Origin of the sequence: Corallococcus sp. EGB, assembly GCF_019968905.1 — a bacterium.
In the GTDB taxonomy this organism is placed as follows: Bacteria; Myxococcota; Myxococcia; order Myxococcales; family Myxococcaceae; genus Corallococcus.
Genome location: NZ_CP079946.1, coordinates 670,786 through 694,782, shown reverse-complemented (window position 1 = coordinate 694,782; position 23,997 = coordinate 670,786). Strand labels below are relative to the sequence as shown.

At 70.6% G+C, this 23,997-nt stretch carries 20 protein-coding genes; 4 read left to right on the top strand and 16 right to left on the bottom strand.

All coding sequences use genetic code 11. From position 1 onward, the window contains the following. Nucleotides 1–22 precede the first annotated feature (22 nt). The 6 genes from cas8c to KYK13_RS02930 all read right to left on the bottom strand — a co-directional run bounded on the left by cas8c (nt 23) and on the right by KYK13_RS02930 (nt 7,140). On the bottom strand, nt 23–1,780 hold the full coding sequence (cas8c, locus tag KYK13_RS02955; protein ID WP_223641782.1) for a type I-C CRISPR-associated protein Cas8c/Csd1: 1,758 nt from the start codon (nt 1,778–1,780) through the stop codon (nt 23–25). After that, nucleotides 1,777–2,445: a type I-C CRISPR-associated protein Cas5c gene (gene cas5c / locus KYK13_RS02950; protein WP_223641781.1), complete on the bottom strand. Its 669-nt coding sequence runs from the start codon at nt 2,443–2,445 to the stop codon at nt 1,777–1,779. The genes cas8c and cas5c overlap by 4 nt, the downstream gene beginning before the upstream one ends. 31 nt (nt 2,446–2,476) lie before the next feature. After that, nucleotides 2,477–4,690: a CRISPR-associated endonuclease Cas3'' gene (locus tag KYK13_RS39000; RefSeq protein ID WP_304504088.1), complete on the bottom strand. Its 2,214-nt coding sequence runs from the start codon at nt 4,688–4,690 to the stop codon at nt 2,477–2,479. A gap of 140 nt (nt 4,691–4,830) precedes the next feature. Beyond that, complete coding sequence (locus KYK13_RS02940) at nt 4,831–5,781, bottom strand: ribokinase (RefSeq protein WP_223641780.1); 951 nt, start codon at nt 5,779–5,781, stop codon at nt 4,831–4,833. Then, entirely contained in the window at nt 5,778–6,479 is a 702-nt protein-coding gene (locus KYK13_RS02935) for a dienelactone hydrolase family protein (protein ID WP_223641779.1), read from the bottom strand. The genes KYK13_RS02940 and KYK13_RS02935 overlap by 4 nt, the downstream gene beginning before the upstream one ends. After that, nucleotides 6,472–7,140: a phosphoribosyltransferase gene (locus KYK13_RS02930; protein WP_223641777.1), complete on the bottom strand. Its 669-nt coding sequence runs from the start codon at nt 7,138–7,140 to the stop codon at nt 6,472–6,474. The genes KYK13_RS02935 and KYK13_RS02930 overlap by 8 nt, the downstream gene beginning before the upstream one ends. Nucleotides 7,141–7,447: 307 nt before the next feature. On the opposite strand from KYK13_RS02930, the gene adh reads away from it, so the two are divergent. Further along, nucleotides 7,448–8,974: an aldehyde dehydrogenase gene (gene adh / locus KYK13_RS02925; RefSeq protein WP_223641775.1), complete on the top strand. Its 1,527-nt coding sequence runs from the start codon at nt 7,448–7,450 to the stop codon at nt 8,972–8,974. Nucleotides 8,975–8,983: 9 nt separating this feature from the next. Next, nucleotides 8,984–9,373, top strand: coding sequence for a DUF779 domain-containing protein (locus KYK13_RS02920; protein WP_223641773.1), 390 nt, complete (start codon nt 8,984–8,986; stop codon nt 9,371–9,373). Between the two features lie 24 nt (nt 9,374–9,397). On the opposite strand, the gene KYK13_RS02915 is transcribed toward KYK13_RS02920, so the two are convergent. The 8 genes from KYK13_RS02915 to KYK13_RS02880 form a co-directional block, all read right to left on the bottom strand. After that, entirely contained in the window at nt 9,398–12,217 is a 2,820-nt protein-coding gene (locus KYK13_RS02915; protein ID WP_223641770.1) for a GAF domain-containing protein, read from the bottom strand. A 144-nt stretch (nt 12,218–12,361) separates the two neighbouring features. Beyond that, complete coding sequence (locus KYK13_RS02910; RefSeq protein ID WP_223641768.1) at nt 12,362–13,315, bottom strand: aldo/keto reductase; 954 nt, start codon at nt 13,313–13,315, stop codon at nt 12,362–12,364. 32 nt (nt 13,316–13,347) lie between these two features. After that, on the bottom strand, nt 13,348–13,623 hold the full coding sequence (locus tag KYK13_RS02905) for a DUF5985 family protein (protein WP_223641766.1): 276 nt from the start codon (nt 13,621–13,623) through the stop codon (nt 13,348–13,350). 13 nt (nt 13,624–13,636) lie between these two features. After that, on the bottom strand, nt 13,637–13,894 hold the full coding sequence (locus tag KYK13_RS02900) for a DUF5985 family protein (protein WP_223641764.1): 258 nt from the start codon (nt 13,892–13,894) through the stop codon (nt 13,637–13,639). After that, entirely contained in the window at nt 13,887–14,294 is a 408-nt protein-coding gene (locus KYK13_RS02895; protein WP_223641762.1) for a hypothetical protein, read from the bottom strand. The genes KYK13_RS02900 and KYK13_RS02895 overlap by 8 nt, the downstream gene beginning before the upstream one ends. A 127-nt stretch (nt 14,295–14,421) precedes the next feature. Further along, complete coding sequence (locus KYK13_RS02890; RefSeq protein WP_223641760.1) at nt 14,422–15,243, bottom strand: hypothetical protein; 822 nt, start codon at nt 15,241–15,243, stop codon at nt 14,422–14,424. Nucleotides 15,244–15,275: 32 nt separating this feature from the next. Further along, nucleotides 15,276–15,665, bottom strand: coding sequence for a response regulator (locus KYK13_RS02885; RefSeq protein WP_223641758.1), 390 nt, complete (start codon nt 15,663–15,665; stop codon nt 15,276–15,278). Nucleotides 15,666–15,679: 14 nt separating this feature from the next. Continuing rightward, nucleotides 15,680–17,152: an ATPase domain-containing protein gene (locus KYK13_RS02880; protein ID WP_223641756.1), complete on the bottom strand. Its 1,473-nt coding sequence runs from the start codon at nt 17,150–17,152 to the stop codon at nt 15,680–15,682. A gap of 85 nt (nt 17,153–17,237) precedes the next feature. Here KYK13_RS02880 and KYK13_RS02875 point away from each other — a divergent pair, with 85 nt between their 5' ends. Beyond that, complete coding sequence (locus KYK13_RS02875) at nt 17,238–18,584, top strand: short-chain fatty acid transporter (RefSeq protein ID WP_223641755.1); 1,347 nt, start codon at nt 17,238–17,240, stop codon at nt 18,582–18,584. Nucleotides 18,585–18,719: 135 nt separating this feature from the next. Continuing rightward, nucleotides 18,720–19,223, top strand: coding sequence for a hypothetical protein (locus tag KYK13_RS02870; RefSeq protein WP_223641754.1), 504 nt, complete (start codon nt 18,720–18,722; stop codon nt 19,221–19,223). Between the two features lie 94 nt (nt 19,224–19,317). Here the strand turns inward: KYK13_RS02870 and KYK13_RS02865 are convergent, their stop codons facing one another. Beyond that, nucleotides 19,318–21,075 carry a DUF4397 domain-containing protein gene (locus tag KYK13_RS02865; protein WP_304504087.1) on the bottom strand — a complete coding sequence of 586 codons (1,758 nt, stop codon included), beginning with the start codon at nt 21,073–21,075 and terminating at the stop codon, nt 19,318–19,320. Between the two features lie 62 nt (nt 21,076–21,137). Next, nucleotides 21,138–23,873 carry a hypothetical protein gene (locus tag KYK13_RS02860; RefSeq protein ID WP_223641753.1) on the bottom strand — a complete coding sequence of 912 codons (2,736 nt, stop codon included), beginning with the start codon at nt 23,871–23,873 and terminating at the stop codon, nt 21,138–21,140. Between the last annotated feature and the right edge of the window lie 124 nt (nt 23,874–23,997).

Here is a 23,997-nt window from a genome sequence, read left to right as displayed (position 1 = left end):
AGCAGGACAGGAACAGACAGACTCAGGACTCAGCCGTAGCGGGTTCGGCGGGTGCAGCCTTTTTGAAGAGGTCCTCACGTTGGTGGTAGTACCCCACGGCGAACAGCCCCTGAGACTCCAGCGTCAGCGTGTTCGGCCAGACCTCGGCGGGGAACTGGCTCATGATCTGTCCAATGACCCGATCCAACCGCCCGGCACGCTCCCGTCCAGCCTTGGCCAAGTGGTGCGTCGACAAGCGGACCAGCCGAGGCATCACGATGCCTGGGTTCGCCATCGCCGCGCCGAAGTAACGCTCCTTGATGCTGGCATCCACGTCGCCCAGCGCGACGAACTGGAGCCGCTCCAGCACGGCGAACAGCCGACCCAACTGATAGGACACCTCGGGACTGTTTGGATCCAGCGCCACGGATACCTCCGGGAGTTGAGGGGAAAGACGTCGCAGCCGCAACAGCGTGGCTTTGATGAGCGCGCAGCGCGCGTACAACTGGAAGCCCGGCGCATCGTCCTTGTCAGGCACGCGCAGGCGACGCAGAGCCGCCGCAAGCAGTTCACGCGGTAGTGGGCGATTCATCATCACCGCGGCCAAGAGCCGACTGGCCAGCTCTGGTGGGGTGCCATCCCTGCCTCTGAGTTCCACGGATCGCAGCAGTCCCCACAGGGAGAGGGGTCGGCCTTTGCCTCCGTCCAGTCGCAGGTCGTCGAACCATTCGCGCAAACTTTGCTTCAGGTCTCGGACCGAGGACTCGAACCACTCGCGCACCACCACGCGCGCCGTGTTGCCTCCCAGCACCAACGCATAGAAGGGCTTGTAATCGAACACCGCCGGCTCCAGGCCGCGCAGCGGAGCCTCCGCGAAGTGGAGCGCCTGTCGTACGCCCGGAGGGCTCGAGCCCTCCTGCTGCGTGGCTGGCGCGTCGAGCAAGGCCAGCAGCACATCCACCGCCTGCTCGGCCTCGCGCGTCCAGAAGACCGCCACCGCATCCTTCCCGAGTGCAACCCCCCGTCGGTGCCGGCGTTCCCCGTCGCTCGACAGCATGTAATTGAGCGCTGTGCCATAGCCCTCCGCCACGGACCGGGAGACTGGCGCGTTGTACCCTTGATCGAGGCCATGGGAGCAGAATGCGTCCTCATTGAAGGACACCAGTGGCGATCCCTGTGGCTGTGCATTCGGGAGTCGTTTGATCAATGGATGCAACCGCGCCACGGGCTCCCATCGCCCAGTCACCAGACACTGCATCAGAGGCCCTTCATCCTCTTGCTTCGCGCTTCGCCTCCGGCGCCAGGCGTCACGCAGTGCCAGTCTCTCGTGCACGAGCAACGCGTCATCTCCCGACCACCGGAAAGCGAGTCGTTCCTCACCGGTCCATTCAGCGCGCTGGTTCAGGATGCGCGGCAGTTCGGAGTCGAGCCGTCCCAGGAACGCGGCCACAGCGCGTGCAGCCGGGTCCTGCGTCTCCTTCGCCGTCGCATCCACCAGCGCGCGGAACGCCGCGTTGCGCTCAGGGTGGAGGCGTGCTTTGGCTTCGTCCCCACCGTGCCCCAGCACGTACTTCGCGTTGTCCACGAAGAAGCCGGCCACAATGGCTGTGCCGGAGCGCTGAGGCTTGCGAGGCACTGCCCGTCGAGGGACTCTTCCCTCTTCATCCGAGGTGGGCACCAGCGCGAGGAAGCGACCGTCGTCCGCGACCTCCAGGAAGAAGTCCACCGCGAGCGGCTCGACGTCGGGGTCCTCTAGCAACCCTTCACGAAGCGCATACTCATAAAGCGCGCCGATAATCATGGATTGCCCCCTCTCTTCTGCTCGCGCAGCACGTCCTCCAGCGGAGGCACCCGCAGGCGGCCCCCGCTCAGCGTTGCGTCGAAGAACAACGGCACCACGCCGTCATTGCGATAGTCGAAGTCGTAGAACATCCATCCCAGCCGCCGCTCCGGTTCGGTCGTGATGGGCTTCACCTCCTCGGGTGGTGGCGCGGGCTCCACCGCAGCCGCGAACTCGCGGCAGCCCAGGTAGGGCGCCTGGAACGTCTGCCCCCTCTCCAACCGGCGCTCGAACATCTCCTCGAACTTGCGCACGTTGTCGTCGGGCCCGGCGTGCTCAGTCCTGCGGAAGGACGCGGACACGACGTAGTCCACGTTCTTCAGCGCCACCGTGTTGCGTTGCGTGCGTCTGTCCGGGTGGTCCGCGAAGAACACCGTTCCCGGTGACATCCGCTGCTTCACCTCGTTGCGCCGGAAGCTCACCCACTGGATGGGCGCCAGCACCGCCACCTCGTGCACCTGCCAGCGGATGGCGGGCTTCCACAGCACGGATTCGAGCAGCCCCCGCGCCGCCGAGGGCGTCATCACCTCGTAGCTCACCCGCTCCACCTTCATCTCCGGCCGGCTGAAACACGCCACTGGCCCCCGGGCCCGGAGACGAAACACCCGGCTCACCTGTGCACTCATGTCGCCCTCCCGCGTGTCGTTCTCGTGTTCATCAACTGACCAGCTTCTCGGGAGCCCACGTCCCCACGCGCTCGGGCACCAATCCCAGACGCTTGCCGTAGGCTCCGTCCGCGGCATCCAGGACCACCACCGTCTCCGCCACCCAGCGGGCGCAGTGGCTCTTCAGCCAGACCTCCCGCTTCCCCTTCTCCACGTTCACCGTGAAGCGTTGCAGGCGCCGCAAGCGCTCACGCGAGGGCCCCAGCCGCTCCAGCTCCGCGACCGCCTCCCGCGCATCGCCATACGGAACGACCACCGGCGCGGACCAGTCGTCCTCGATGAACTGGAACAGCTTCGCCGTCGTCCTGAAGCACAGGGCCTCCCGGAGCGGCAAAAGGCCCTTCGCGTCCAAGGACTTCGCGCTGTAGAGCCTCTGGAAGTAGCGCTGGTACAGGGCGGGGTCGAAGAGGTCCAGGTCCGGAGCCTCCTCGAGCAGCCCCTGCGTCACCGCCATCGCGGTCCGCGCCACGCCCTTCGGCGGCTTCGTGGGCGACAGGAACACGCGCAGCGCTCCGCCCTCTTCCAGCCTTCCCTCGCGGTTGCACCGGCCCGCGGCCTGAGCCAGCGCGTCCAGCCCGCCCAACGCGCGGTAGACCACCGGGAAGTCCAGGTCCACGCCCGCCTCCACCAGCTGCGTGGACACCACGCGCACGGAGTCGCCTCTCACCACCGCCTCGCGGATCCGCCCCAGAACCTCGCCCCGGTGCGCCGCGCACATGAGCGCGGACAGATGGAAGGTAGATGTGTCGCCCAGCCGCCGGTCCAACGCCTCGCAGACCTCGCGCGCATCCGCTCGCTTGTGCACGATGGCGAGCACGCTCCGCTCCGCCGCCAGCTCCTCCGCCAGGCGCTCGTGTGACAGCGGCTCCTCCGACGCAGGCCAGCGCACCCGGACCCGGCGCAGCCGCCCGAAAGCCTCGCGCGGCTCTGGCGCCAGCTCCCGCACCTGCTCGAAGCCCTCCGGCAAGCCCGCCCGTCGTCCCAGCGCGGGCTGGGTCGCCGTGCAGATGACCACCGACGCGCCATAGTCCGTCACCAGCGTGCGCAGCACGTCCAGGATGGGCGCGAGCAGGTCGGGCGGCAGCGTCTGCGCCTCGTCCAACACGATGACGCTGCCCGCCAGCCGGTGCAGCTTGCGGCACGGCCCGGGCCGGTTCGCGAACAGGCTCTCGAAGAGCTGCACGGTCGTCGTCACGATGACCGAGCGGTCCCAGTTCTCCGCCGCCACGCGGTTGCGGTTCGTCTCCCGCTGCGGATCCCCTCCGGAGTGGTGCTCCAGCACCGCGTCCTCGCCGAGTGCCTCCGCGTAGACAGCCGCGTTCTGTTCAATGATGGAGGTGAACGGGATGGCCACCACCACCCGCTCCAGCCCGTTGCGCACCGCGTGCTCCAGCGCGAATGCCATGGACGCCAGCGTCTTGCCGCCCCCCGTGGGGACCGTTAGGCTGAAGATTCCAGGGCGCTCCGCGGCCTTGGCCAGACATGAGGCCAGCACCTCGGAGCGCACCCGGTTCACCTCCGACAAGGGTCCGCGCGCCCGCACACGCGCCTCCAGCCGCTCCAGGTGCGCGCGCAATCGCTCTCGCAACGTTTCGATGGAAGGACCAGCGCCACGCAGAGCTGCCCTCCCGGCGTCGAAGAAGGCCTCCGTGTCCAGGAAGTCCGCGTCACAGAGCGCGGAGAAGGTCATCCGGATCCACATCTCCAACCGCCGCCTCCGCTCGCGCGCCGACTCCTGCCCACCCGGCCTGGGAGCCAGAAAGGACGGAATCGCCGGGCGTGCATGGGGGCGCAGCAGCCCTTCCGGGATGGGCCACTTCAGGGCCTGCGCGTACAGCGCCTGACGGTCTGGCGCGTTGAGGCGGTCCGCTTCGAGCTGCTCCTGGTCCGCCAGGCCGCTGTGATGTCCCGCGATGATGAATGCCAGGAACAATCCCTGACCGCCCAGCATCGCCTGTGCATGCAGCGCTCCCGCCGTGGAGTGGTCTCGCGGGCCCACCGGCCCTTCCTGCTCCAGGTGGGCCTCGATGCCGTTCTCGCGGCGGATGATGTTCTGGAACGCGACCGTGTACTTCCCCAGGTCGTGCCATCTGCCGGCCAGCCGAGCCCAGCCTTCGGACTGGAACCGCTTTGCGAACCGCGCCGCCAGCTCGCCCACGGCTTCCAGGTGCTCCTCGAGCAGGTGCGGCCGTCCCTGTTCATCCACGTGTGCCCAGGCCGCATGTGCATTGGACAGAGTGCCTCCCAGGCAATGAATGGCGTCAGCATGGACCACGGCCCACGCGCGCCGACATCCCCCGGAAGAGGCATGGTGAGACAGCAGACGATGTGTCTTGGACGTCTTCGCTATGGCGGCGCAGGCCGGACATCCAGCCCCACATCCGACAGCAATCCAAGCACCTCATCCCGATAGGGCAATCCCGCCTGCGCTCCCACTCGCGTCGTCGCGATGGCGGCTGCCGCCTGCGCGAAGCGCGCGGCGGCGAGCAGCGGCTGGGACTCCGCCAGGGCCACAGCGAGCGCCGCGGAGAACGCATCCCCTGCTCCGGTGGAATCCACGCTGTCCACCGGCAGCTCGGGCAGCCACGCCTCTTGCTCTCCTGACACCAGGAGGCTGCCTCCGGGCGCCGCGATGATGGCCGCCCCCACGCCGCGCATCAGCAGGTTCCGCGCGGCACGCCTCGCGGAGGCACGGTCACGCACCGAAATGCCGGTCAGCGCCCGGGCCTCTTTCGCGTTGGGCCGGATGACGTGGACATCCTCCAGCAACACCTCCGGCAACGGCCGGGCCGGCGCGGGATCCAACACCACCCGCATGCCGGCGGCTCGCGCCAGACGCACCGCCGCCTGGACCACGTCCAGGGGCACCTCCAACTGCACGAGCAATACATTCGCGGCGGCGATCCGCTCCGCGTTTCGCAGCACGTCCCGGATGGAAAGTCTGTGATTGGCGCCCGGCGCGGAGAAGGTCTGCTTCCTCCCGCCTCCATCCACCATCACCAGCACCGCGCCAGAAGGCGCCTCCGTGTCGGACGCCACCGACTCCAGCGCCACCCCTTCCCGCTCCAGGGACGCCAACTGCTCCAGGCCGCGGCGATCCGTCCCGACCCGCGCCACCAACGTGGCATCCGCGCCCAGCCTCACCGCGGCCACCGCCCCATTCGCCCCCTTCCCTCCGAGCGCCTCCTGGAAGATGCCTCCCTCCGCGCTCCCGCCCGGCTCCGGCAGCGACGGGCCGCGCACGAGATAGTCCGTGGCCACGCCTCCCACCACCACGATGCGAGGACGCGGGCTCATGGCGGCGCCTCACCGGACGGTCGTTCCCGTGCCGCCGGAGCAAGGTGCTGGAGGAACCAGTCCCGGGCCAGCCTCGCCGCCTGCTCGAGCGTCCCCGCCTCCTCGAAGAGGTGGGTCGCTCCGGGGACAATCTCCAACAGCCTGGGCGCGCGCATCGCCTCCAATGCCTGCCGGTTGAGCTCAATCACCTCCGTGTCATCCCCCCCCACGATGAGCAGCGTCGGCGCCCGCACGGCTGGCAGCACGGTGCCCGCGAGGTCCGGACGGCCGCCCCGGGACACCACCGCCTGGATGGCATCCGGCGCGCGCCCCGCGGCCACCAATGCCGCCCCCGCCCCCGTGCTCGACCCGATCAGCCCGAGCGGCCGACCTCCCAGCCCCGGCACCCGCGCCAGCCACCGCGTGGCCCCCTGAAGCCTCCGCGCCAGCAGCTCGATGTCGAAGCGCAGATGCCGCGTCCACCGCTCGGCCGCCTCCTCGTCCTGCGTGAGCAGGTCCATGAGCAGCGTCGCCAGCCCCGCCTGTTGAAACACGCCCGCCACGTACCGGTTGCGTGGACTGAAGCGGCTGCTGCCGCTGCCGTGCGCGAACAACACCACGCCCGAGGGCGCGTCCGGCACGCTCAGCGTCCCGTCCAGCCACACGCCAGGCTCCGCCTCCAGCCGCACCGTGTGCTCCGTGATTCCTTGCTCAGCCATGATGGGCCGCCCCTTCTTCATGCGCCGCTCGCGCCAGCAGCTCGCGCACCTCGTCGTCGGTGGTCTGCGTGAAGTCCTCGTACCACTGGCCCACCGCGTAGAACGGCGTCGGCGTGTGGACGCAGAGGACCGCGTCCGCCTCCTCCTGGAACGACTCGCACGTCTCCGGCGCCGCCACCGGCACGGCCACCACGATGCTCGCGGGCCCCTGCTGGCGAAGCGCCCGGAGCGCCGCCCGCATGGTGGAGCCCGTGGCCAACCCGTCATCCACCAGGATGGCCGTCCGCCCCTCCACACGCGCCGGCGGCCTGCCGTCGCGGAAGAGCTTCTCCCGCCGGACCAGCTCCCGAGCCTCGCGCTCCGCGACCGCCGTGATGGCCGACCCGGGAATCCCCAACCCCCGCACGACGCTCTCGTTGAGGACCCGCACACCGCCCGTGGCGATCGCCCCCATGGCCAGCTCCTCGTGCCCCGGCGTCCCGAGCTTGCGCACCACGAACACGTCCAGCGGCGCCCCCAGCGCCCGAGCGACCTCGAACCCCACCGGCACGCCGCCGCGCGGCAGCGCCAGCACCAACAGGTCACCCCTCCCCCCGAGCCGCACGTGAAGCCGTTGGCCCAACGCACGCCCGGCGTCGAAGCGGTCTCGAAACAATTGCATGCCATGCCCCCCGGGCCCTGCGAGCCGTCCTCCCTCTTGAGGTGGAAGACCTGGAGGACGGCAGCAAGGGCACCCTGCACGCCCGCCCGCATCGCGCCCGGGTGATGGCTCGCTCGCCCGGAGCCAACCACTCGCTGACGGGCGCCCCCCGCACCGTGTATGTCTTCAGGGCACCTGACTCAGCGAACAACCATTAACAAACATTTGCATCCTCCCCTGCGCACATAACGCGGAGCGTCACCTGCCTATCGTCTGTTCCGCGTCAAACCCCCGCACGAGTGCGTCAAAACCAACGCAGGGAGTCCCCATGTCGAAGGTCTATGAAGCTCCGGGTCAGAAGGGCAGCAAGGTCGAGTACAAGAGCCGCTACGGCAACTACATCGGCGGTGAGTTCGTCCCGCCCGTGAAGGGCCAGTACTTCGAGAACATCAGCCCCGTCACCGGCCGCCCCTTCTGCGAGATTCCGCGGTCCACGGCGGAGGACATCGAGAAGGCGCTGGACGCGGCGCACAAGGCGAAGGACGCGTGGGGCCGGACGGCCGCGGGCGAGCGGGCCAACATCCTGCTGAAGATCGCCGACCGCATGGAGCAGAACCTGGAGATGCTCGCCGTCTCCGAGACGTGGGACAACGGCAAGCCCGTGCGCGAGACGCTCGCCGCGGACCTGCCGCTGGCCATCGACCACTTCCGCTACTTCGCGGGGTGCCTCCGCGGACAGGAAGGCACGCTCAGCCAGCTGGACGACAACACCGTCGCCTACCACTTCAATGAGCCGCTGGGCGTCGTGGGGCAGATCATCCCGTGGAACTTCCCGCTGCTGATGGCCGCGTGGAAGCTGGCCCCCGCGCTCGCCGCCGGCAACTGCGTGGTGCTCAAGCCCGCGGAGCAGACCCCCGTCACCATCCTCAAGTTCGCGGAGCTGGTGGGCGACCTGCTCCCCCCCGGCGTGCTCAACATCGTGAACGGCTTCGGCATCGAGGCCGGCAAGCCGCTCGCCAGCAACAAGCGCATCGCGAAAATCGCCTTCACGGGGGAGACGACCACCGGCCGCCTCATCATGCAGTACGCCTCCGAGAACATCATCCCGGTCACCCTGGAGCTGGGCGGCAAGTCCCCCAACATCTTCTTCGAGGACGTCTTCGCCAAGGACGACGACTTCGCCCAGAAGGCGCTGGAGGGCTTCGCCATGTTCGCCCTCAACCAGGGCGAGGTGTGCACCTGCCCGTCGCGCTCGCTCGTCGCCGAGCGCTTCTACGACGAGTTCATCGCGAAGGCCGTGGAGCGCACGAAGCGCATCGTGCAGGGCAACCCGCTGGACACCGCCACGCAGATTGGTGCGCAGGCGTCCAACGACCAGCTGGAGAAGATCCTCAGCTACCTGGACATCGGCAAGAAGGAGGGCGCGAAGGTGCTCACCGGCGGCGGGCGCAAGGCGCTGCCCGGCGCGCTGGCGGAGGGCTTCTACGTGGAGCCCACCATCTTCGAAGGCCACAACAAGATGCGCATCTTCCAGGAGGAGATCTTCGGCCCCGTCGTCGCGGTGACGAAGTTCAAGACCGCGGAGGACGCGCTCGCGCTGGCCAATGACTCGCTCTACGGCCTGGGCGCCGGCGTGTGGACGCGCGACACGAACACCGCGTACCGCATGGGCCGGGGCATCCAGGCGGGCCGCGTCTGGGTGAACTGCTACCACCTGTACCCCGCGCACGCGGCGTTCGGCGGCTACAAGCAGTCCGGCATCGGGCGCGAGACGCACAAGATGATGCTCAATCACTACCAGCAGACGAAGAACATGCTCGTCAGCTACGACCCCAAGCCCATGGGCTTCTTCTAGGCCACGCCCATGCCCGTGCCGCGCGTCGACGCCACGCCGGCCGCCGAGGCCCTGCTTCGCAAGATGCAGGGCCTCCACGGCCCGCTGCTCTTCCACCAGTCCGGCGGCTGCTGCGACGGCAGCGCGCCCATGTGCTTCCCGCGCGGGGACTTCCGCGTGGGACAGGAGGACGTGTACCTGGGTGAAATCGTCGGCACGCCCTTCTACATCTCCGGCCCGCAGTTCCAGCTCTGGCGCCACACCCACCTCACCGTGGACGTGGTGCCCGGGCGCGGCAGCGGCTTCTCCGTCGAGGCCCCGGAGGGCGTGCGCTTCCTCATCCGCTCACGCCTGTTCACGGACGACGAGTACCGCGCGCTCGAACAGGAAGGGCCTCCACCCAAGGGGCCCCAGCACTGAAGACAGCCCGGGTCCCTGCCTTCCTCACACGCGGGGAGGCAGGGGCTGAGCCTCGGCCAGGCTCCGGGGCAGCCGCAGCGTGAAGGTGGCGCCCTGCCCCGGCTGGCTGTCCACGTCGATGCGGCCGCCCAGCGCCTCGACAATCTGGCGGCTGATGTAGAGCCCCAGCCCCATGCCGCCGTAGTGCCGCTCGCTCACCGCGCGCTCGAAGCGGCCGAAGAGGCGCGGCAGCGCGTCCGCCTCGATGCCGATGCCCTCGTCGCGCACCTCCACCCAGGCCTCGCCGCGCGCGTCCACGCCCGCGCGCACCGACACCGGGTGGCCCGCGCCGTACTTCGCCGCGTTGGTGAGCAGGTTCACCAGCACCTGGTCCAACCGCTGCGCGTCCCAGTGGCCCGTCAGCGTGCGCGGCAGGTCCAGCTTCACCGGACACCGCGCCTGCGCGAACACGTTCTCCAGCCGCTCCACCGCGTCGCGCGTGAGCTGCGACAGGTCCACCTCCGCGCGCTCCAGCGACAGCTTGCCCAGGGACAGCCGGCTCACGTCCAGCAGGTTGTCCACCAGGGCCGTCAGCCGCAGCACCTGCCGCTGCGCGGTGCCCAGCCTCCCGGTGACGGGGCCTGGCGTGCCCGCCGCCTCCAGCGCCCGGCCCAGGAGGTTGTGCTGGAGGATGAGGCTGGTGAGCGGCGTCTTCAGCTCGTGGCTCGCCACGGAGAGGAACTCGTCGCGCAGGCGCACCGCGGACTGGGCGTCGTGGAAGAGGCGCGCGTTCTCCAGCGCCACGCTCACCCGCAGCGCCAGCTCCTCCGCCATGGTCACGTCCGCGGCCACCAGCGTGCGCTGGGGCTCGGCGGTGAAGAGCGTGATGACGCCCAGCATGCGGCCCCGCGTGCGCAGCGGCACCGACAGCACCGACGTGGGCGCCAGGCTGTCCACCAGCTCGCGGTGCGCGTCGCTCGTGGAGACGTCGTCGCAGCGCTTGAAGTCCACGCGCGACAGGAAGCAGGGCTCGCCGGTCCGGAAGCACTGGAGCGCCGGGTGCGCGGGCCCCCGGCCCATGTCCTCCAGCGCCGCCTTGAGCCGCGCGTCGTGCGTGGCCACGCGGTGGGCCGCCGTCACCCGCCGCAAGCCGCCGTCCGGCGCGGTCAGGTCCACCAGACAGCCGGTGGCCACATGGTCCACCACCAGCCGCGCCACCTCCGGCAGCGCCTCCTCCACGTCGTCCATGCGCAGCGCCAGCACGCGGCTCGCGTCCAGCAGCAGCTGCAGCCGCTCCTCGGCCTCCTTGCGCCGGGTGATGTCCGCCATGGCGCCGGTGAGCTCCGCCACCTTCCCGTCCGGCCCGGCGAAGGACTGCCCCACGCTGTGCAGCCAGCGCACGCCTCCGTCGCGGCGCACCACGCGGAACTCCAACTCGAAGAAGGCTGGCGCCTCGCGCTGGAAGCGGTGGAACTCCGCCTCCACGTGCGGCCGGTCCTCCGGGTGGAGCAGCCCCAGCAGGTCCCCCACCGGCACCGAGGAGTCCACCGCCGGCAGGCCCAGCATGTGGTTGAGCGCCGCGTCGCGCAGCTCCTTGCCACGCACCAGGTCCAGGCGCCACGTCCCCATGTCGCCCGTCACCAGCGCCTGCCGCAGGCGTTCCGTGCGCTCGCGCAGCGCCTCGTAGAGCGCGGCCCGCTCCAGCGCCTGTGCGCACTGGTGCGCCAGTGCTTCGAGGAACGCGCGCTCCGCGTCCGGGAAGACACGCGGCTCCGGCCACCCGAGCAGCAGCAGGCCGCGCACGCGCGTCTCGCCCCACAGCGGCACCACCGCGCGGGCCCCCGGCCCCTGGCGGCGCGCGCAGTCCGCGCCCTCCGGATGGCGCGCGATGAACTCCTCCAGCGAGCCGAACCACCCCGCCTCGCGCCGGATGTCCTCAGTCCTCGTCCGGGCGGCACCGCTCGCCAGGCGGTCGAAGACGTCCAGCGCGGCCTCGGAGTCCCCCAGCACGCGCAACGGGCGCACGAGGCCGTCCTCCTCCAGCGCCAGCACCGCGACGCGCGTGGCGCCGCTCGCCTCCCACACCTCGCGCGCCAGCACCTGCGCCACCGCGTCCTCGCTGGCCGCTCGCGACAGCGCCGCCGTCACCGCCTGCAGCCGCGCCGTGCGCGCCTGGGCCTGACGGGCCTCGCCATACAGGCGCGCGTTGTCCAGCGACAGCGCGGCGCTGCGGGCCAGCCCCCGCGCCAGCTCCAGGTCGGGTTCGCCAAAGCGGCCGGCCGTGCCGGACATCAATGACATACATCCCAGCACCCGCCCGCGCGCCACCAGCGGCACCACCATCACGGACCGGCACCCCAGGCGCCAGGTGTCCTCCAGGGCCGCGTTGCCCCGCGCCGCCTCCAGGAACGCCTGCTCGGACACCTCCGGGATGAGGCGCGCCTCGCCGGTGCGCAGCACGTGGGTGATGTTCCGGGAGCCGCTCTCCTGGAGGGCCCAGCGCTCGCCAATGGCATACACGACTGGCACGAGCGCCGGGTCCCGGTGCGTCGCGGCCCTTCGGACCACCTTGTGCGAAGGCGTGACGACATCCACCGCGCACCAGTCCGCCAGCTCCGGCACCACCAGCTCCGCCAGCTGGCGCAGCACCGTGGGCTCATCCAGCGACGACGCAAGCACCTCGCCCGCGCGGGCCAGGAAGGCGAAGCGGCCCTCCTCCCGGGCCGAGGATGGCTCCCGCATGACGGCCAGGGGAGCGGACGCCGCGACCTCCCCGGTCGAGACGCCATTCGTCATCGCGGCGGACGGCGGCGGCGGTGGCGCGCCAACGGGCTCGGTCGAGGGCTCGAGGGACGGTTCAGGCATGGAGCGCGGGCCAGGGCGTCACGGGGATGACGCCTCACCAATGGGGCATTCCGATAATGACGCTCTAGGACCTGCCACAAGCCTCCGCGGCCACCGGACGCCCGGCGAGTGTCCGGCAGGCAACCCGCCGGCCCCCACGGTGACTCAGCGCGCCGTGACCTCGGGTGAAGGCGGGTTCCACCACACCGCCCCCTTCCCCTGGATGGCGGCGTGCGCCCGCTCCCTCACCGCCTGCATCCCCGGCGCGTCCAGGGGCTGGAAGGCCGCGGCCGCCTGGAGCGCGGCGTCCTGTTCGTTCGGGAACCCCATCCCCATCAGCATCACGTCTGGCTCCAGCGTCAGCGTGTACCGCACGCACTCCGCCACCGACAGATGCGGCAGCACGGGCGTGTCACGCGCCTCGCCGCCGGAGCCGACCTTGCCGCGCGGACGCGCCTGGAGCGGCCGGCCGTAGCCCTCCGTGTCCCCCAACAGCTTGCCCGCACCGAACGTCTTGAAGGACACCACCCCCACGCCGAGCGACCGCGCCAGGGGCAGCACCTGCTCCACGTAGCGCGCGTCCACGAACGGCCCCAGCGGGAACATCACCACGTCGCACCGCCCGGACCGCACCGCCGCCACCAGCGCATCCGGGTGGTGGCAGGAGATGCCCTTGAAGCGCGCCTTCCCCTTCGCCACGCACGCCTCCAGCTGCTCCATCGCGCCGCCCGGCCGGGCCAGCTCCTCCCACTGCGCCAGCGACTTCACCGCGTGCAGCACGAACAGGTCCACCGACGGCAGGCCCAGCCGCTGGAGGGACGCCTCCACCTGCGGCGCCACCGGCGCGTCCAGCACGTCCACCTTGTCGATGACGAACACCCCCTCGCGACGGCCGCGCAGCGCCTCGCCCACCACCTCCTCACTGAAGCCGTCTTCGTAGCCGGGCGCCGTGTCGATGACGTTGAGCCCCGCGTCCAAGGCCCGCGCGAGCGTGGCGACCAGCTCCGCGCGCGGCACCGTGCGGTCCGCCAGGTCGCCAATGCCCACCGCCGTCGCGGTGAAGCCCGTGCGCCCCAACGCGCGGCGCGGGGTGAAGCGGGGAAGCGAGGTCGTGGTCATGAAGGAATCCTCCCGTCAGGAGGCGCAGCATCTCACCGGGCTCCGCGCCCCGCGCGGTTCTTGTCCCAGATGGCCCCCAGGATGAGCAGGTAGGCCATCAGGCGCACGACGTACAGGTAGTGGATGCGCTCGGCATCCAACGTCGGCGCCAACAGCGCGCCCAACAGGTTGTGCACGCCCATCAGCGTGAAGGCCAGGGAGAACAGCGCGAACAGCCGGTCCTTCGACTGGAGATAGAAGCGCAGGAAGAACAGGGCGCACGCCAGGTACGCCATCAACACCGCGCCATCGAGCAGGGTCTTCAACATGGTGTCCCCTCCTTCAGGACACGTCCCAGATGAGGCCAAAGAGCAACACGCCAGCTCCCATGAGCGACGTGACGGTGCGCGCCAACGACAGGTCCATCGTCTGGATGAGCACCAGGTCCGCGAAGAGCAGCACGTTGTTCAAGGTGAAGACCGTGAAGCACAGGCCGCTGTAGAGCAGCAGCCGCATCCGCGTGCGCCGCCAGGCGCGCAAGAGCAGCAGCGCGCACGCCGCGCTCGTCAGCCCACACAGGATGTAGACCGCCTCAGCCATGGTCGTCGCCGTCCTTGTCCTTATTGAGCACGAACGCGTCCGCGAAGCCCCTCACCCGGTCCATGGGGCGTGAGAAGATGAACGAAATCACGCTCACCCGGCGCGCGGCGTACGCCGCCGCCAGCTCCGCCGTGGACTGCACGTCGTCCGACCGGCCGGGACTGAACCGGTAGGCGCCCTCCGCTGCGCCATCCTGGAGAAGCAGCCCCCCCGTCTTCAGCTCCGCCAGACGGCGGGCCGCGGAGGCTTCGGTGATACGCAGCTCCAGGGCCACCGCCGACGCTGTCCACGCCCGCTCCGTGCGGGCGCGAAGCAGGAGGAGCACCTCCAGCTTCTCGATGGAATCGATGTGCGTCGTGAGGAAGCGCTGGACCCGTGGTGAAAGGCCGGCGTCAGTCACGTCTCCACCTATGGACCCTGATACTTTGTGAATCAACCTTTATGGCAACGACGGTTGTTCACAGCTCTACACGGGCTGGCCGCCTGCCTGGTCCGGGTGCGTCACGGCAGGAGGTACCTGATTCCGACTAGTTACGCACCCGGGGGGCGGGGGCGCGCACGCGGACGTCCATGTGGGCGTCGCCGGCCACCATGCTGCTCAGGGCCTCTGGCTGGGCTGGGGACAGCCGGGCCACGGCGCGCAGGGCGGCCACCAGGATGAGGGACTCCAGGCTGGAGGGCACGGAGAGCCCCTGGGGACCGGCCTTCACGGGCAGGGGCAGCCGGGGCACGCGGCCGGCGGCGGACAGCGCCTCCACGGCGTAGGCGGGGCGGGACTCCAGCGACACGGTGATGGCGGGCAGGGACTGGGCCGCCTTGTCGGCGCCATGCACCTGGAGCTCCAGCAGCCGCCCCAGTGAGCCGGGGGACAGGTAGAGGGCGAAGCCCGAGGGGCCGTCCTCGTCGTGATGGAAGACGCAGCCCTCGTAGGTGTGCTCGTGCGCGCCCGTCACCTCCACGGTGAAGGCCTGGCTGTCGTCCCAGTGCGCCCAGGGCTGCGCGTCCCAGAACTCGGTGGCGGCCTGGACGAAGAGCAGCGCCTTGTCGCTGCCCAGCCCGGACACGCCCAGCTGGCCCCACGCGAGGAAGGTGGCGATGGCGGCCCGGGCGGAGAGCGCCGCGGTGGACGGGGGCGCCACGGCCAGGCCCAGCGCCTCCGCGGCGTCCGCCAGGGCGGGCTCGCACGCCACCTGGGACGGCTCCACGCCGGCCAGGAGCGCGCGCACGCCGGCCTCGTCCGTCTGTTCGAAGACGGGGGCGGACGGGTCGCCGGACCCGCCGATGCGCAGATAGACGCCGGTGGTGCCCATGGAGAGGGGCACCGGACCCAACTTGAGCAGGTGGAACATGGCGGACCCTCCGGGCACGCGGGTGGTGCGCCTCACCCTCCCCGGACGCGGGGATTCGCGTCCAGGGCCCTGCGCACCAGCTTCATCAGGGCTCGGATGTCGAACGGCTTCTGGAGGAACTCCATGCCCGGGTACAGGCGCTTGAGGCCGTTGACGTCCACCGCGCTCATGCCCAGCACGGGGATGTGGCGCAGCGCCGGGTCCTGCTGGAGGCGCTCGATGAGCGCGGGGCCGTCCAGCACGGGCATCATCCAGTCCGTGAGCACCAGGTCCGGCTTCACCTCCGACATGCGCTCCAGGGCCTCGCGGCCATGGGACGCCGTGAGCACGCGGTAGCCCTCCTCCCTGAGAAGGTCCGCGAGCGCCTCCAGGATGCCCTGTTCGTCGTCCACCACCAGCACGGTCTCGGTCGCGGGAACCACGGGTCCTCTGGGGGTCAGGAGTGGTTGCCCGGGAAGCGGGCGATGCCGGTGAGCAGCAACTCGGGCGCCGGCTGGAAGGGCGGCTGGATTTCGATTCCCTGGGAGGTGATGTGGAACTCGCGCAGCGTCGGATCATAGTCCGCGTCGCGCAGCTTGAAGATGGAGAGCAGCCGCCGCAGGCGGCCATTGAGTTCCAGGTGGCGCATGAACAGCAGGTTCTCCGCCACGCCGGACAGGCCCGTGCCCAGGGGCACGTCCATGTCCGGGCCGAAGAGGCGCGGCGTCTCCAGCGTGAAGACGGTGGTCACCCCGTGGCGTCGCAATTCCTGGGTGAGCGCGGCGAAGAAAGGGCTGATGCGCGCCGGCTCGTGGGTGGTCTCCACCATGGCGCTCAGCCCGTCCACGAACAGGCGCTTCACGCCGCGTCTGCGCACGTCCTCCAGCATCGCGTGCGCCACCAGGTCCAGGTTGCACTCGGCGGGCATGTTCCACTGGAGCACCAGCCGGCCGTCCTTCACCGCGCTGCCCAGCGCCAGCCCCACGTTGGCCGCCTTGTGCAGCAGCCGGTCCGGCCCCTCGTAGAAGCTCATCATCAGGCAGGGCTCGCCCAGCCGCAGCCCCTCCGCCAGGTGGCTGGCGCCAAGAATGGTCTTGCCGCAGCCCGGGGGGCCCATCACCAGCGTGGTGGACGCGGCGGCGATGCCCTCCGGAATCATGGCGTCCAGCGTGGGCACGCCGAACCTCACGCGCTGCGTGCCCCAGTCCGGCGGCTGCGCGCGGCTGACCATGGTCTCCAGGCGGGGGAACACCTCCAGGCCCGCGTCGGAGATGCGGAAGTGGTGCGCGCCGTTGAGGCTGGCGCTGCCCCGGAACTTGCGCACCTGCAGCTCACGCCAGGAGCGCATGGCCGCGGTGCGCTCGCGCAGCTCCAGGATGCCGTCCACCATGGTGTACTCCGGGTGCACGGTGGGGCCCACGCTGCTGGTGAGCAGGAGCGCGGTGAAGCGCGACAGGCCGGCGGACACCTGGAGCTCGTGGATGAACTTCTTGAAGTCGCGGCTGCTGCCCGCGGCCTCCTGCGCCTGCACCAGGCCGTCCAGCACCAGGATGCCCGCGCCGTGGTTGCGCATCTCCCGGCGCAGCAGCTCCAGCAGCCCCGGCAGCCCCTGCTCCTCCAGCATGCGGAAGCCGCTGACGTAGTAGATGCGCTGGGGCAGCTGGGCGGCGTCGAAGAACGACATGCTGCGCAGGTTCGCCAGCATGCGCGAGTGCGACTCGGCCAGCAGCGTCACGTACAGGCAGCGGGTGCCCTGGCGCGCCTGCGAGTAGCACAGCTGGTTGGCGAAGATGGTCTTCCCCGCGCCGGGCTCCCCCACCACGATGTAGACGCCTGAGGCCACCAGGCCACCGCCCAGGATGGGGTCCAGCCCGGGGACCCCCGTCGCGATGCGATCGAAGACAGGGGGGTGCTGCTCGCTAGGGGACATACCGACTGCTCATACCGTAAAACCCGGGGTGTCGCCCTGGGAGATTCGCGCCGGGGCCCTCCTGACCGCCTGGAGCCCTCACACCGTGGAAACCCTCGTCCGGTTCGCTGAAGGCCTGGGCCGCTTCTCCGCGCGCTTCGTCCCCAGCGCCTTCGCCATCGCGGTGCTGCTCACCCTGCTCACCATGGCGCTGGCCCTGGGCTGGGTGGGCGCCGCGCCGCCCGCGGTGCTGGACGCGTGGGGGGGCGGCTTCTGGGAGCTGCTCACCTTCTCCATGCAGATGGCGCTGGTGATGTTCACCGGCTACCTGCTCGCGCTCACCGCGCCGGTGAAGGCGCTGCTGGAGAAGGTCGCCAGCCTGCCCGGCAGCCCCCGGAGCGCCACCGCGCTGATGGCGGCGGTGTCCATGGCGCTCGCGTACTTCAACTGGGGCCTGTCGCTGGTGGCCAGCGCCATGCTGGTGCGCTTCATCGCGCGCAGGCGCCCGGACGTGGACTACCGGCTGCTGGTGGCGTGCGCCTACTTCGGGCTGGGCGCCACGTGGCACGCGGGCCTGTCCGCCTCCGCCCCGCTGCTCGTGGCGACGCCGGGCCACTTCCTGGAGAAGCAGCTGGGGGTCATCCCCATCGACCGGACGCTCTTCTCCCCCTTCAACGTGGGCCTCACGCTGGCCACGGTGGCGCTGCTCACGGCGCTGGCGTGGGCGCTCCATCCATCACCGGAGCGCACCGTGCGGGTGGAGCCCGCCGTGCTGGAGAAGCTGGGCGACTTCGTCCCGCCCAAGAAGCCTCAGGGGAGGTCGAGCCCCGCGGAGTGGTTGGACCACGCGTGGCTGCTCAACGCCCTCTTCGGCGTGCTGGGCCTCCTGTGGTTCGCGCGGCACCTGTGGCTCAACGGCGGCTGGAAGGCGCTCAACCTCAACGTGGTGAACTTCACCTTCCTCACGCTGGCGGTGCTGCTGCACGGCACGCCCGCCCGGCTGCTCAAGGCGAGCGAGGAGGCCGCGAGCGTGCTGCACGGCATCGTGCTCCAGTTCCCGCTGTACGCGGGCATCTACGGCATCTTCAAGGCCACGGGGCTCACGGACCGCATCGGGGAGCTCTTCGTGTCGCTGTCCACGCAGAAGACCTTCCCGGCCATCGTGTACCTCTACAGCGGCGTGGTGAACTACTTCGTGCCCTCGGGCGGATCCAAGTGGGCCATCGAAGCGCCCTACCTGCTGGACGCGGCCGGCCGCCTGGGCGTGGCGCCGGAGAAGGTGGTGCTGGCGTACGCGTGGGGCGACATGGCCACGGACCTCATCCAGCCCTTCTGGGCGCTGCCGCTCCTGGCCGTGGCCCGCTTGGAGTTCAAGGACATCCTCGGCTTCCTGCTGGTGGCCTTCCTCGCGTACCTGCCGCTGGTGACGCTGGGCTTCTTCCTGTTCGGATGAGGGATGGCGCGGCGCGGCGGGGCCGGGGCTTCCCGGGACGCGGGAAATGGCGTGGAATGTTCCATGGTAGACACGCACACCGAGGGGCCGGACGTGGGCCGGCCGCCTTCACCATTCAAGAGGGGACCCCAAGACATGAAGAGCCTGATCAACGGAAGCGTGCTGTGCGCGGTGCTGGGTGTGGCGGCGGTGGCGGGTGCGCAGGATGCGGCGGCGCCCGCGGCGGAGTCCGTGAAGGCCCCCAGCGCGGACGCGGTGCGCGACACCTGGAACTACTTCTACAAGGGCCAGGGCCAGGGCCCCGTGCTGGTGGAGGCCAAGCTCTGCACGGACGTGGCCAAGGACGGCCCCAACAAGTACGAGTGCACCGCCGAGGTGGGCCCCGAGGGCGTCAAGGCGGGCACCAACGTGATGCTGTGGCAGAGCTACCTGGTGCCCCAGGGGGACTCCATCGAGGACCTGACGGTGCAGGTGAAGCAGGGCAACACCGTGCGCGAGACGAAGGACGTGAAGGTGAAGGGCGAGGGCTGGCGCGCCCGTCAGTGGACCGGCGTGCGGCTGCCCAAGGCCGGCGCGTGGACCGTGACCATCATGCGCGGCGACCAGGTGCTCAAGGAAGTGCCGGTGAAGGTGCTGTAGTCCCTCCGCCCGTTCCATACCAGGCCCTGAAGCACCGACGCCCGCCCGGGAGGAGCTCCCAGGCGGGCGTCGTGCTGTCCGCGAGGCGGGAGGCTCAGGGCTGGAAGAGCGCGTCGCCGCGGGGCGTGAGCACGCTCCAGGTGTTGGAGCGCAGGTTGAAGGCGCGGAACGTGGGCCCCGCCGCCCAGTCCCCCATCAGCAGGAACAGGTGAGGCCGGGCGAGGGGCTGTCCCTTCACGGACCGGTTCACGGTGGAAGCGCCCACGGTGCCCCGGACGCCGTAGTACGCGTAGGTGCCCGTCACGTCGGTGCCTGTCGGCGCGGGGAAGGCCACGCCCTCCGAGGGGCCGCCGGACGCGCCGTACGCCACGTCCGGGATGACGGGCGTGAAGGTGTTGCCCCGGCTGCTGCCGTCCCCTGCCACGTTGAAGTAGCCCAGGCTGACGCCCGTCGCGGGGGACGTGGGGCAGGCGTTGATGAACCGCACGCGCGCGTCCTGCGCGTCCACAGGCAGGGAGTCCGGCACCACGAAGGCCCGAGGCGCCAGCGCGCCCGTCCCGCCCGCCTGGCCCGACACGACGACGAGGTAGCGGCGGCCCGCCTCCAGCGGCCCCGTCTGGATGCCGTCCAGCACGGACGTGGTGCCGTCCGACTGGAGGACGAACGACAGCGAGTGGCCCGCCGCGCTGGCCGGCACGTCTCCCGGCTTGGGGTCCGCGCCGTAGCGGAAGTCCGCCGCCACGGGCACGCCCTGGCTCAGGGCCCTCAGCGGGGCGCCCGAGGCGAGCGCGTGGAAGAAGTACAAGAGCGGGTCGCGCTTCAGGCGCACCGCCCCGTCCCTGCCGGCGGGGAGCAGCAGCAGCGAGGAGGCGCCCGGATCATTCATGGCGCGCCGGTCGTCTCCTGAAGACAGGACGTAGTACGCCTGTCCCTTCACCAACGCCCCGGCGGGCAGGGTGTAGCCCAGCTCGCCGCTCTGCGAGGGCTCGGGGGCGTCGATGCTGCCCCGCACCAGCAGCCGGGTGGTCGTCTCCGGGATGGCGCGGCCCTTCACCTCCGGGTCCGCCGTGAAGGGCGTGACCTCGGGGAGCTCGTCGCCCTGGTCCGTCTTGAGGAAGCGGGGGAAGAAGTCCGCGATCGTCTGATCCGCGGTCACGTGGCGCACGCGCACCTCTCCGGACGGCACGGCGCCGAAGTCGCGGTCCGCCAGGGCCAGGAGCTTCGGCGCGTTGAACTCCGCCGTGCCCTGGCTCGCCATGCCGCCAATGGCCATCAGCGTCAGCCGGTCCCCTTCCGCCAGCGTCACCTCGCCGGTCGTCGCCAGCGCGGGCCCGGAGGCCGCCGTCCCCGCGCCTCGGACGGAGAACGTGAGCTTCGTGCCCGGCGCCACCGCGAGGAAGTCCCGGGTGCCCGTGTCGCCCGGCTCCACCGCCGCGAACAGGGGCTGCGCGGTGGCGCTCGAATAGACATCCATCCGGTACCGCGCGGCGTCCCAGGGCGTGTTGCCGTCGTCGAAGTTGCCCTCGTAGAGCGCGTTGACGAAGCGCACGTAGGCGAAGGTCCCTGTCCCGGCATCCACGCCCGCATCCGGGACACCCGCGTCCGTCCCGGCATCGGTGACGCCGGCATCGGCGCCCCCCGCGTCAGGGGTGACGCCGGCGTCGGCGCCCGCGTCCGGCTTCGAGGGCGTGAGGGTGAGGGTCACGCACTTCGATTCCTGGCACGCCCACGTCTGGCCCTGGGGCGCGGTCCCCTGGTCGCGACAGTCGAACGCGTCCACGCACTCGTTCGAATCACAGCCAGCCAGGAGCGGCATCAGCCCCACGCCGACGCACAACAGAAACGCCTTCAAGCGGTGTCTCATCACGCGGTCTCCCCCTCCGGGAGGTGGTTGCTGCGAGGTCATGGGTGGGCTCAGGGAACGGAGCGCTTCTCGCACTCGCCGCGCAGCGGGTGGCTCCAGCCGGCGGGGTGCTGGGACAGCTCATCCTTGAGGAAGAAGTAGGCCATCACGCCCACGTTGAACTCCGCGTGGCGCAGCCACTCCTGCAGCCCCGCGGTGTCCGAGCCGTCGCGGATGCCGTCCGTCAGGGGATTGTCCACGGTGCACACGCGCGTCCACATCCGCGTGCCCCCCAGGGCCGTGACGTTCGCGCTGGGCGGCGTGGCGGTGCCGAACTTCCCCAGCCGGATGAGGTCGCACGCGCCGCGCGCCGCGCCGAGCATGTTCGCCCCCCACGACGCCCAGTCCCGCGTGTCCGCCGAGAAGTCGATGTCCACCTCGCCGTACTTCACCCACGCCTGCATGAACTCCTCGGTGAAGTGGACCGTGGTGCCACCGCTCGCCATCCAGAGCAGGTAGCGGGCGCCGCCGTTCGCGCCGTACGCCTGCTCGAAGGGCGCCAGGTGCGGCACGCCGTCCGTCGAGCCGAAGAGGCCCGCGGTGAGGTTGGCCACGCGAGCGCCGTTGAGGGCCACCAGCGTCTTGGCCGCGCCGCTCTGGCCGTCGCCCCCGCGCCCGTGGCAGTTCGCGCAGATGCCCTGGAACGCGGTGGCGCCCGGCGTCGAGTCATACAGCCGTCCCCAGCTGTAGCGGGGGCGGCCCAGCGAATCCAACATCCACGGCTCGATGGGGTCCGGGGCGGTCCGGCTCGGGAAGGAGCAGCCCGTCTTGCCCACCCACCAGTTGGTGGGGAAGCTCTGCCGGGCCAGCTGCTCGTGCTCGGCGGTGATGGGGTAGCGGGTCAGGTGCTCATAGGGAGGCTTCCCGATGGCGTCCCTCCACCCGGTGTTGCGCGGCTCGTAGGGCACCTTGTCCGTGAAGTCCTCGGTGATCCACCGCACGTCCGACGGGTTCACGCACGACGCGCTCACGGCCTGCTCCGCCTGCCGCAGCCGCTCCTGCTTGCGCGCCGCCTGCTCCTCCGCGGACAGGTCCGCCTCGCCCTTCCACTCCAGCGCGCCCAGGTAGCGCGCCATCAGCAGCGCCGCGCGGCAGTCGACGCCGGGGACGTTGGCGGGCATGTGGATGATGCGCGCGTCCGTGTCCCGGGCGACGCGCTGGTAGAGCGTGCTGCTGGGCGTCTTGAGCAGCAGGTCCTTGAGGAAGAAGTCGGACTGGCCGCCCGAATCACAGACGGCGTAGGTGCGCTGTCCGTTGCTCTCCTTCACGCCGCAGGGGTTCCAGCCGAACAGCACGCCGCCCGCGGAGAAGTCCAGCGAGGCGATGGCGGGGTTGCTCCGCACGGCGAAGCCGCGCGGGTTGTGGCATTGCGCGCAGTTACCCACGAAGTAGCCCTGGAGCTCCAGGGCCTCCTTGCCCGGCGCGGGCTGGCCCGCGGGGACCGCCTGCTGGGCGATAGCCTCCAGCTTCGGCAGTGAATCCCTCAGCTCCTGGCGCGAGCCGGTGGCGGGCAGGCCTGTGATGACGCCCGCGTGAACCAGCCGCTCCACCTGCCCCAGCTCGTCCTCCTCGATGAGCGCCTTCGGGTCCACGCCCGCCTCACCGGGAGCGCGGCGGTTGAGCTGCAGCGGCGTGAAGCCGAGCACGAAGTTCTGGCCCTCCGAGCCCGAGTGGCAGTTGATGCAGCGGTGCGCGCCGGGGATGGCGTAGTTGCGAGTCTTTCCGGTGGCCTCGTTCTCCGTGTAGACGAGGACCCGGTCGGAGAACGGCTCCCCGTTGCGGTAGCGCAGGTCATGCAGCTGCGCGACGGTGCCCTCGCTGTTCCAGATGTACGTGCCGAAGAGCGACCGGTCCCAGGGCTCGCGCACGACGATGAGCCGGGTTTCGATCTTCTGGTAGCGCACGGAGCCGTCCTTGCCGGCGACGGCCTTGAAGAACGTCTTGTAGAAGCGCGTGTTGGGCGGGACGTGGAACGCCTTCGTCTCCGCGTCGTACCGGATGGACTGGCCCGCCGGCACGTGCACCAGGCGCAGCTTCTTCGCGTGGTCGGAGAAGAGCGGATAGGTGGGCGCGAAGGCGAAGGTGCCGCGCGCGGCCAGCTTCTCCGCGTCGAAGGTCATGATGTCGCTGTCCGTGTCCGACAGCAGGGGCGGCAGCCGCGTGAGCGCCGCGAAGGCCGCGTCCTTGTCCGGGTCGCTGCCCAGCGCGCCCTCCTTCGTGACGTCCGGGACGCAGTTGCCCAGGTCGGTCATGTCCGCCGCCACGCCTTCGGCCACGGTGACGCCGCCTGGCGTCTTCTCCTCGCAGCTCACCGGAAACTCTCCGGCGGGCGAGCCCTGCGCCAGCCAGGCCTTGAGCACGCAGGACAGCTCCACCGCCTTCTTCGTCTGGTCGGGCGTGGCCAGCGGGGGCATCTCGCCCTGGGACGTCTTCAGCGCCATCCGGGCCGCTTCCTTCTTCAGGCCCTCCACGTCCGCGGTGTATTGGAAGCCCCCCACCCCATTGGGCGGCGCATGGCATCGGGCGCATTGCGCGTCCACCCGCGCCTTCAGCCCGTCGAAGGTCTCCGAGAAGGTCGCCGCCGGAGCCCCCGCGCGCATCGGGATGTGCTCCCCGGAGCGCGTGGGACGGCAGGACACGGGCTGCTCCGGCGGGGGGCCCGGCTTCACCGGCCCCGGGTCCGATCCGGAGCAGCCCGTCACGAGCAGCAGGGCCAGCAGCACACCACTCCGGCTCGGACCGGACACGGTCCTCTCGCGCATCATCCGCATGGGTTCGGGACCTCGTTCGTCGAAGGCGGCGCCCAAACCCTGTCAATGGGAGGCAACACGGCAGGGCGCCAATCCGGTGCGGCACCCTACCGCCGGGGTC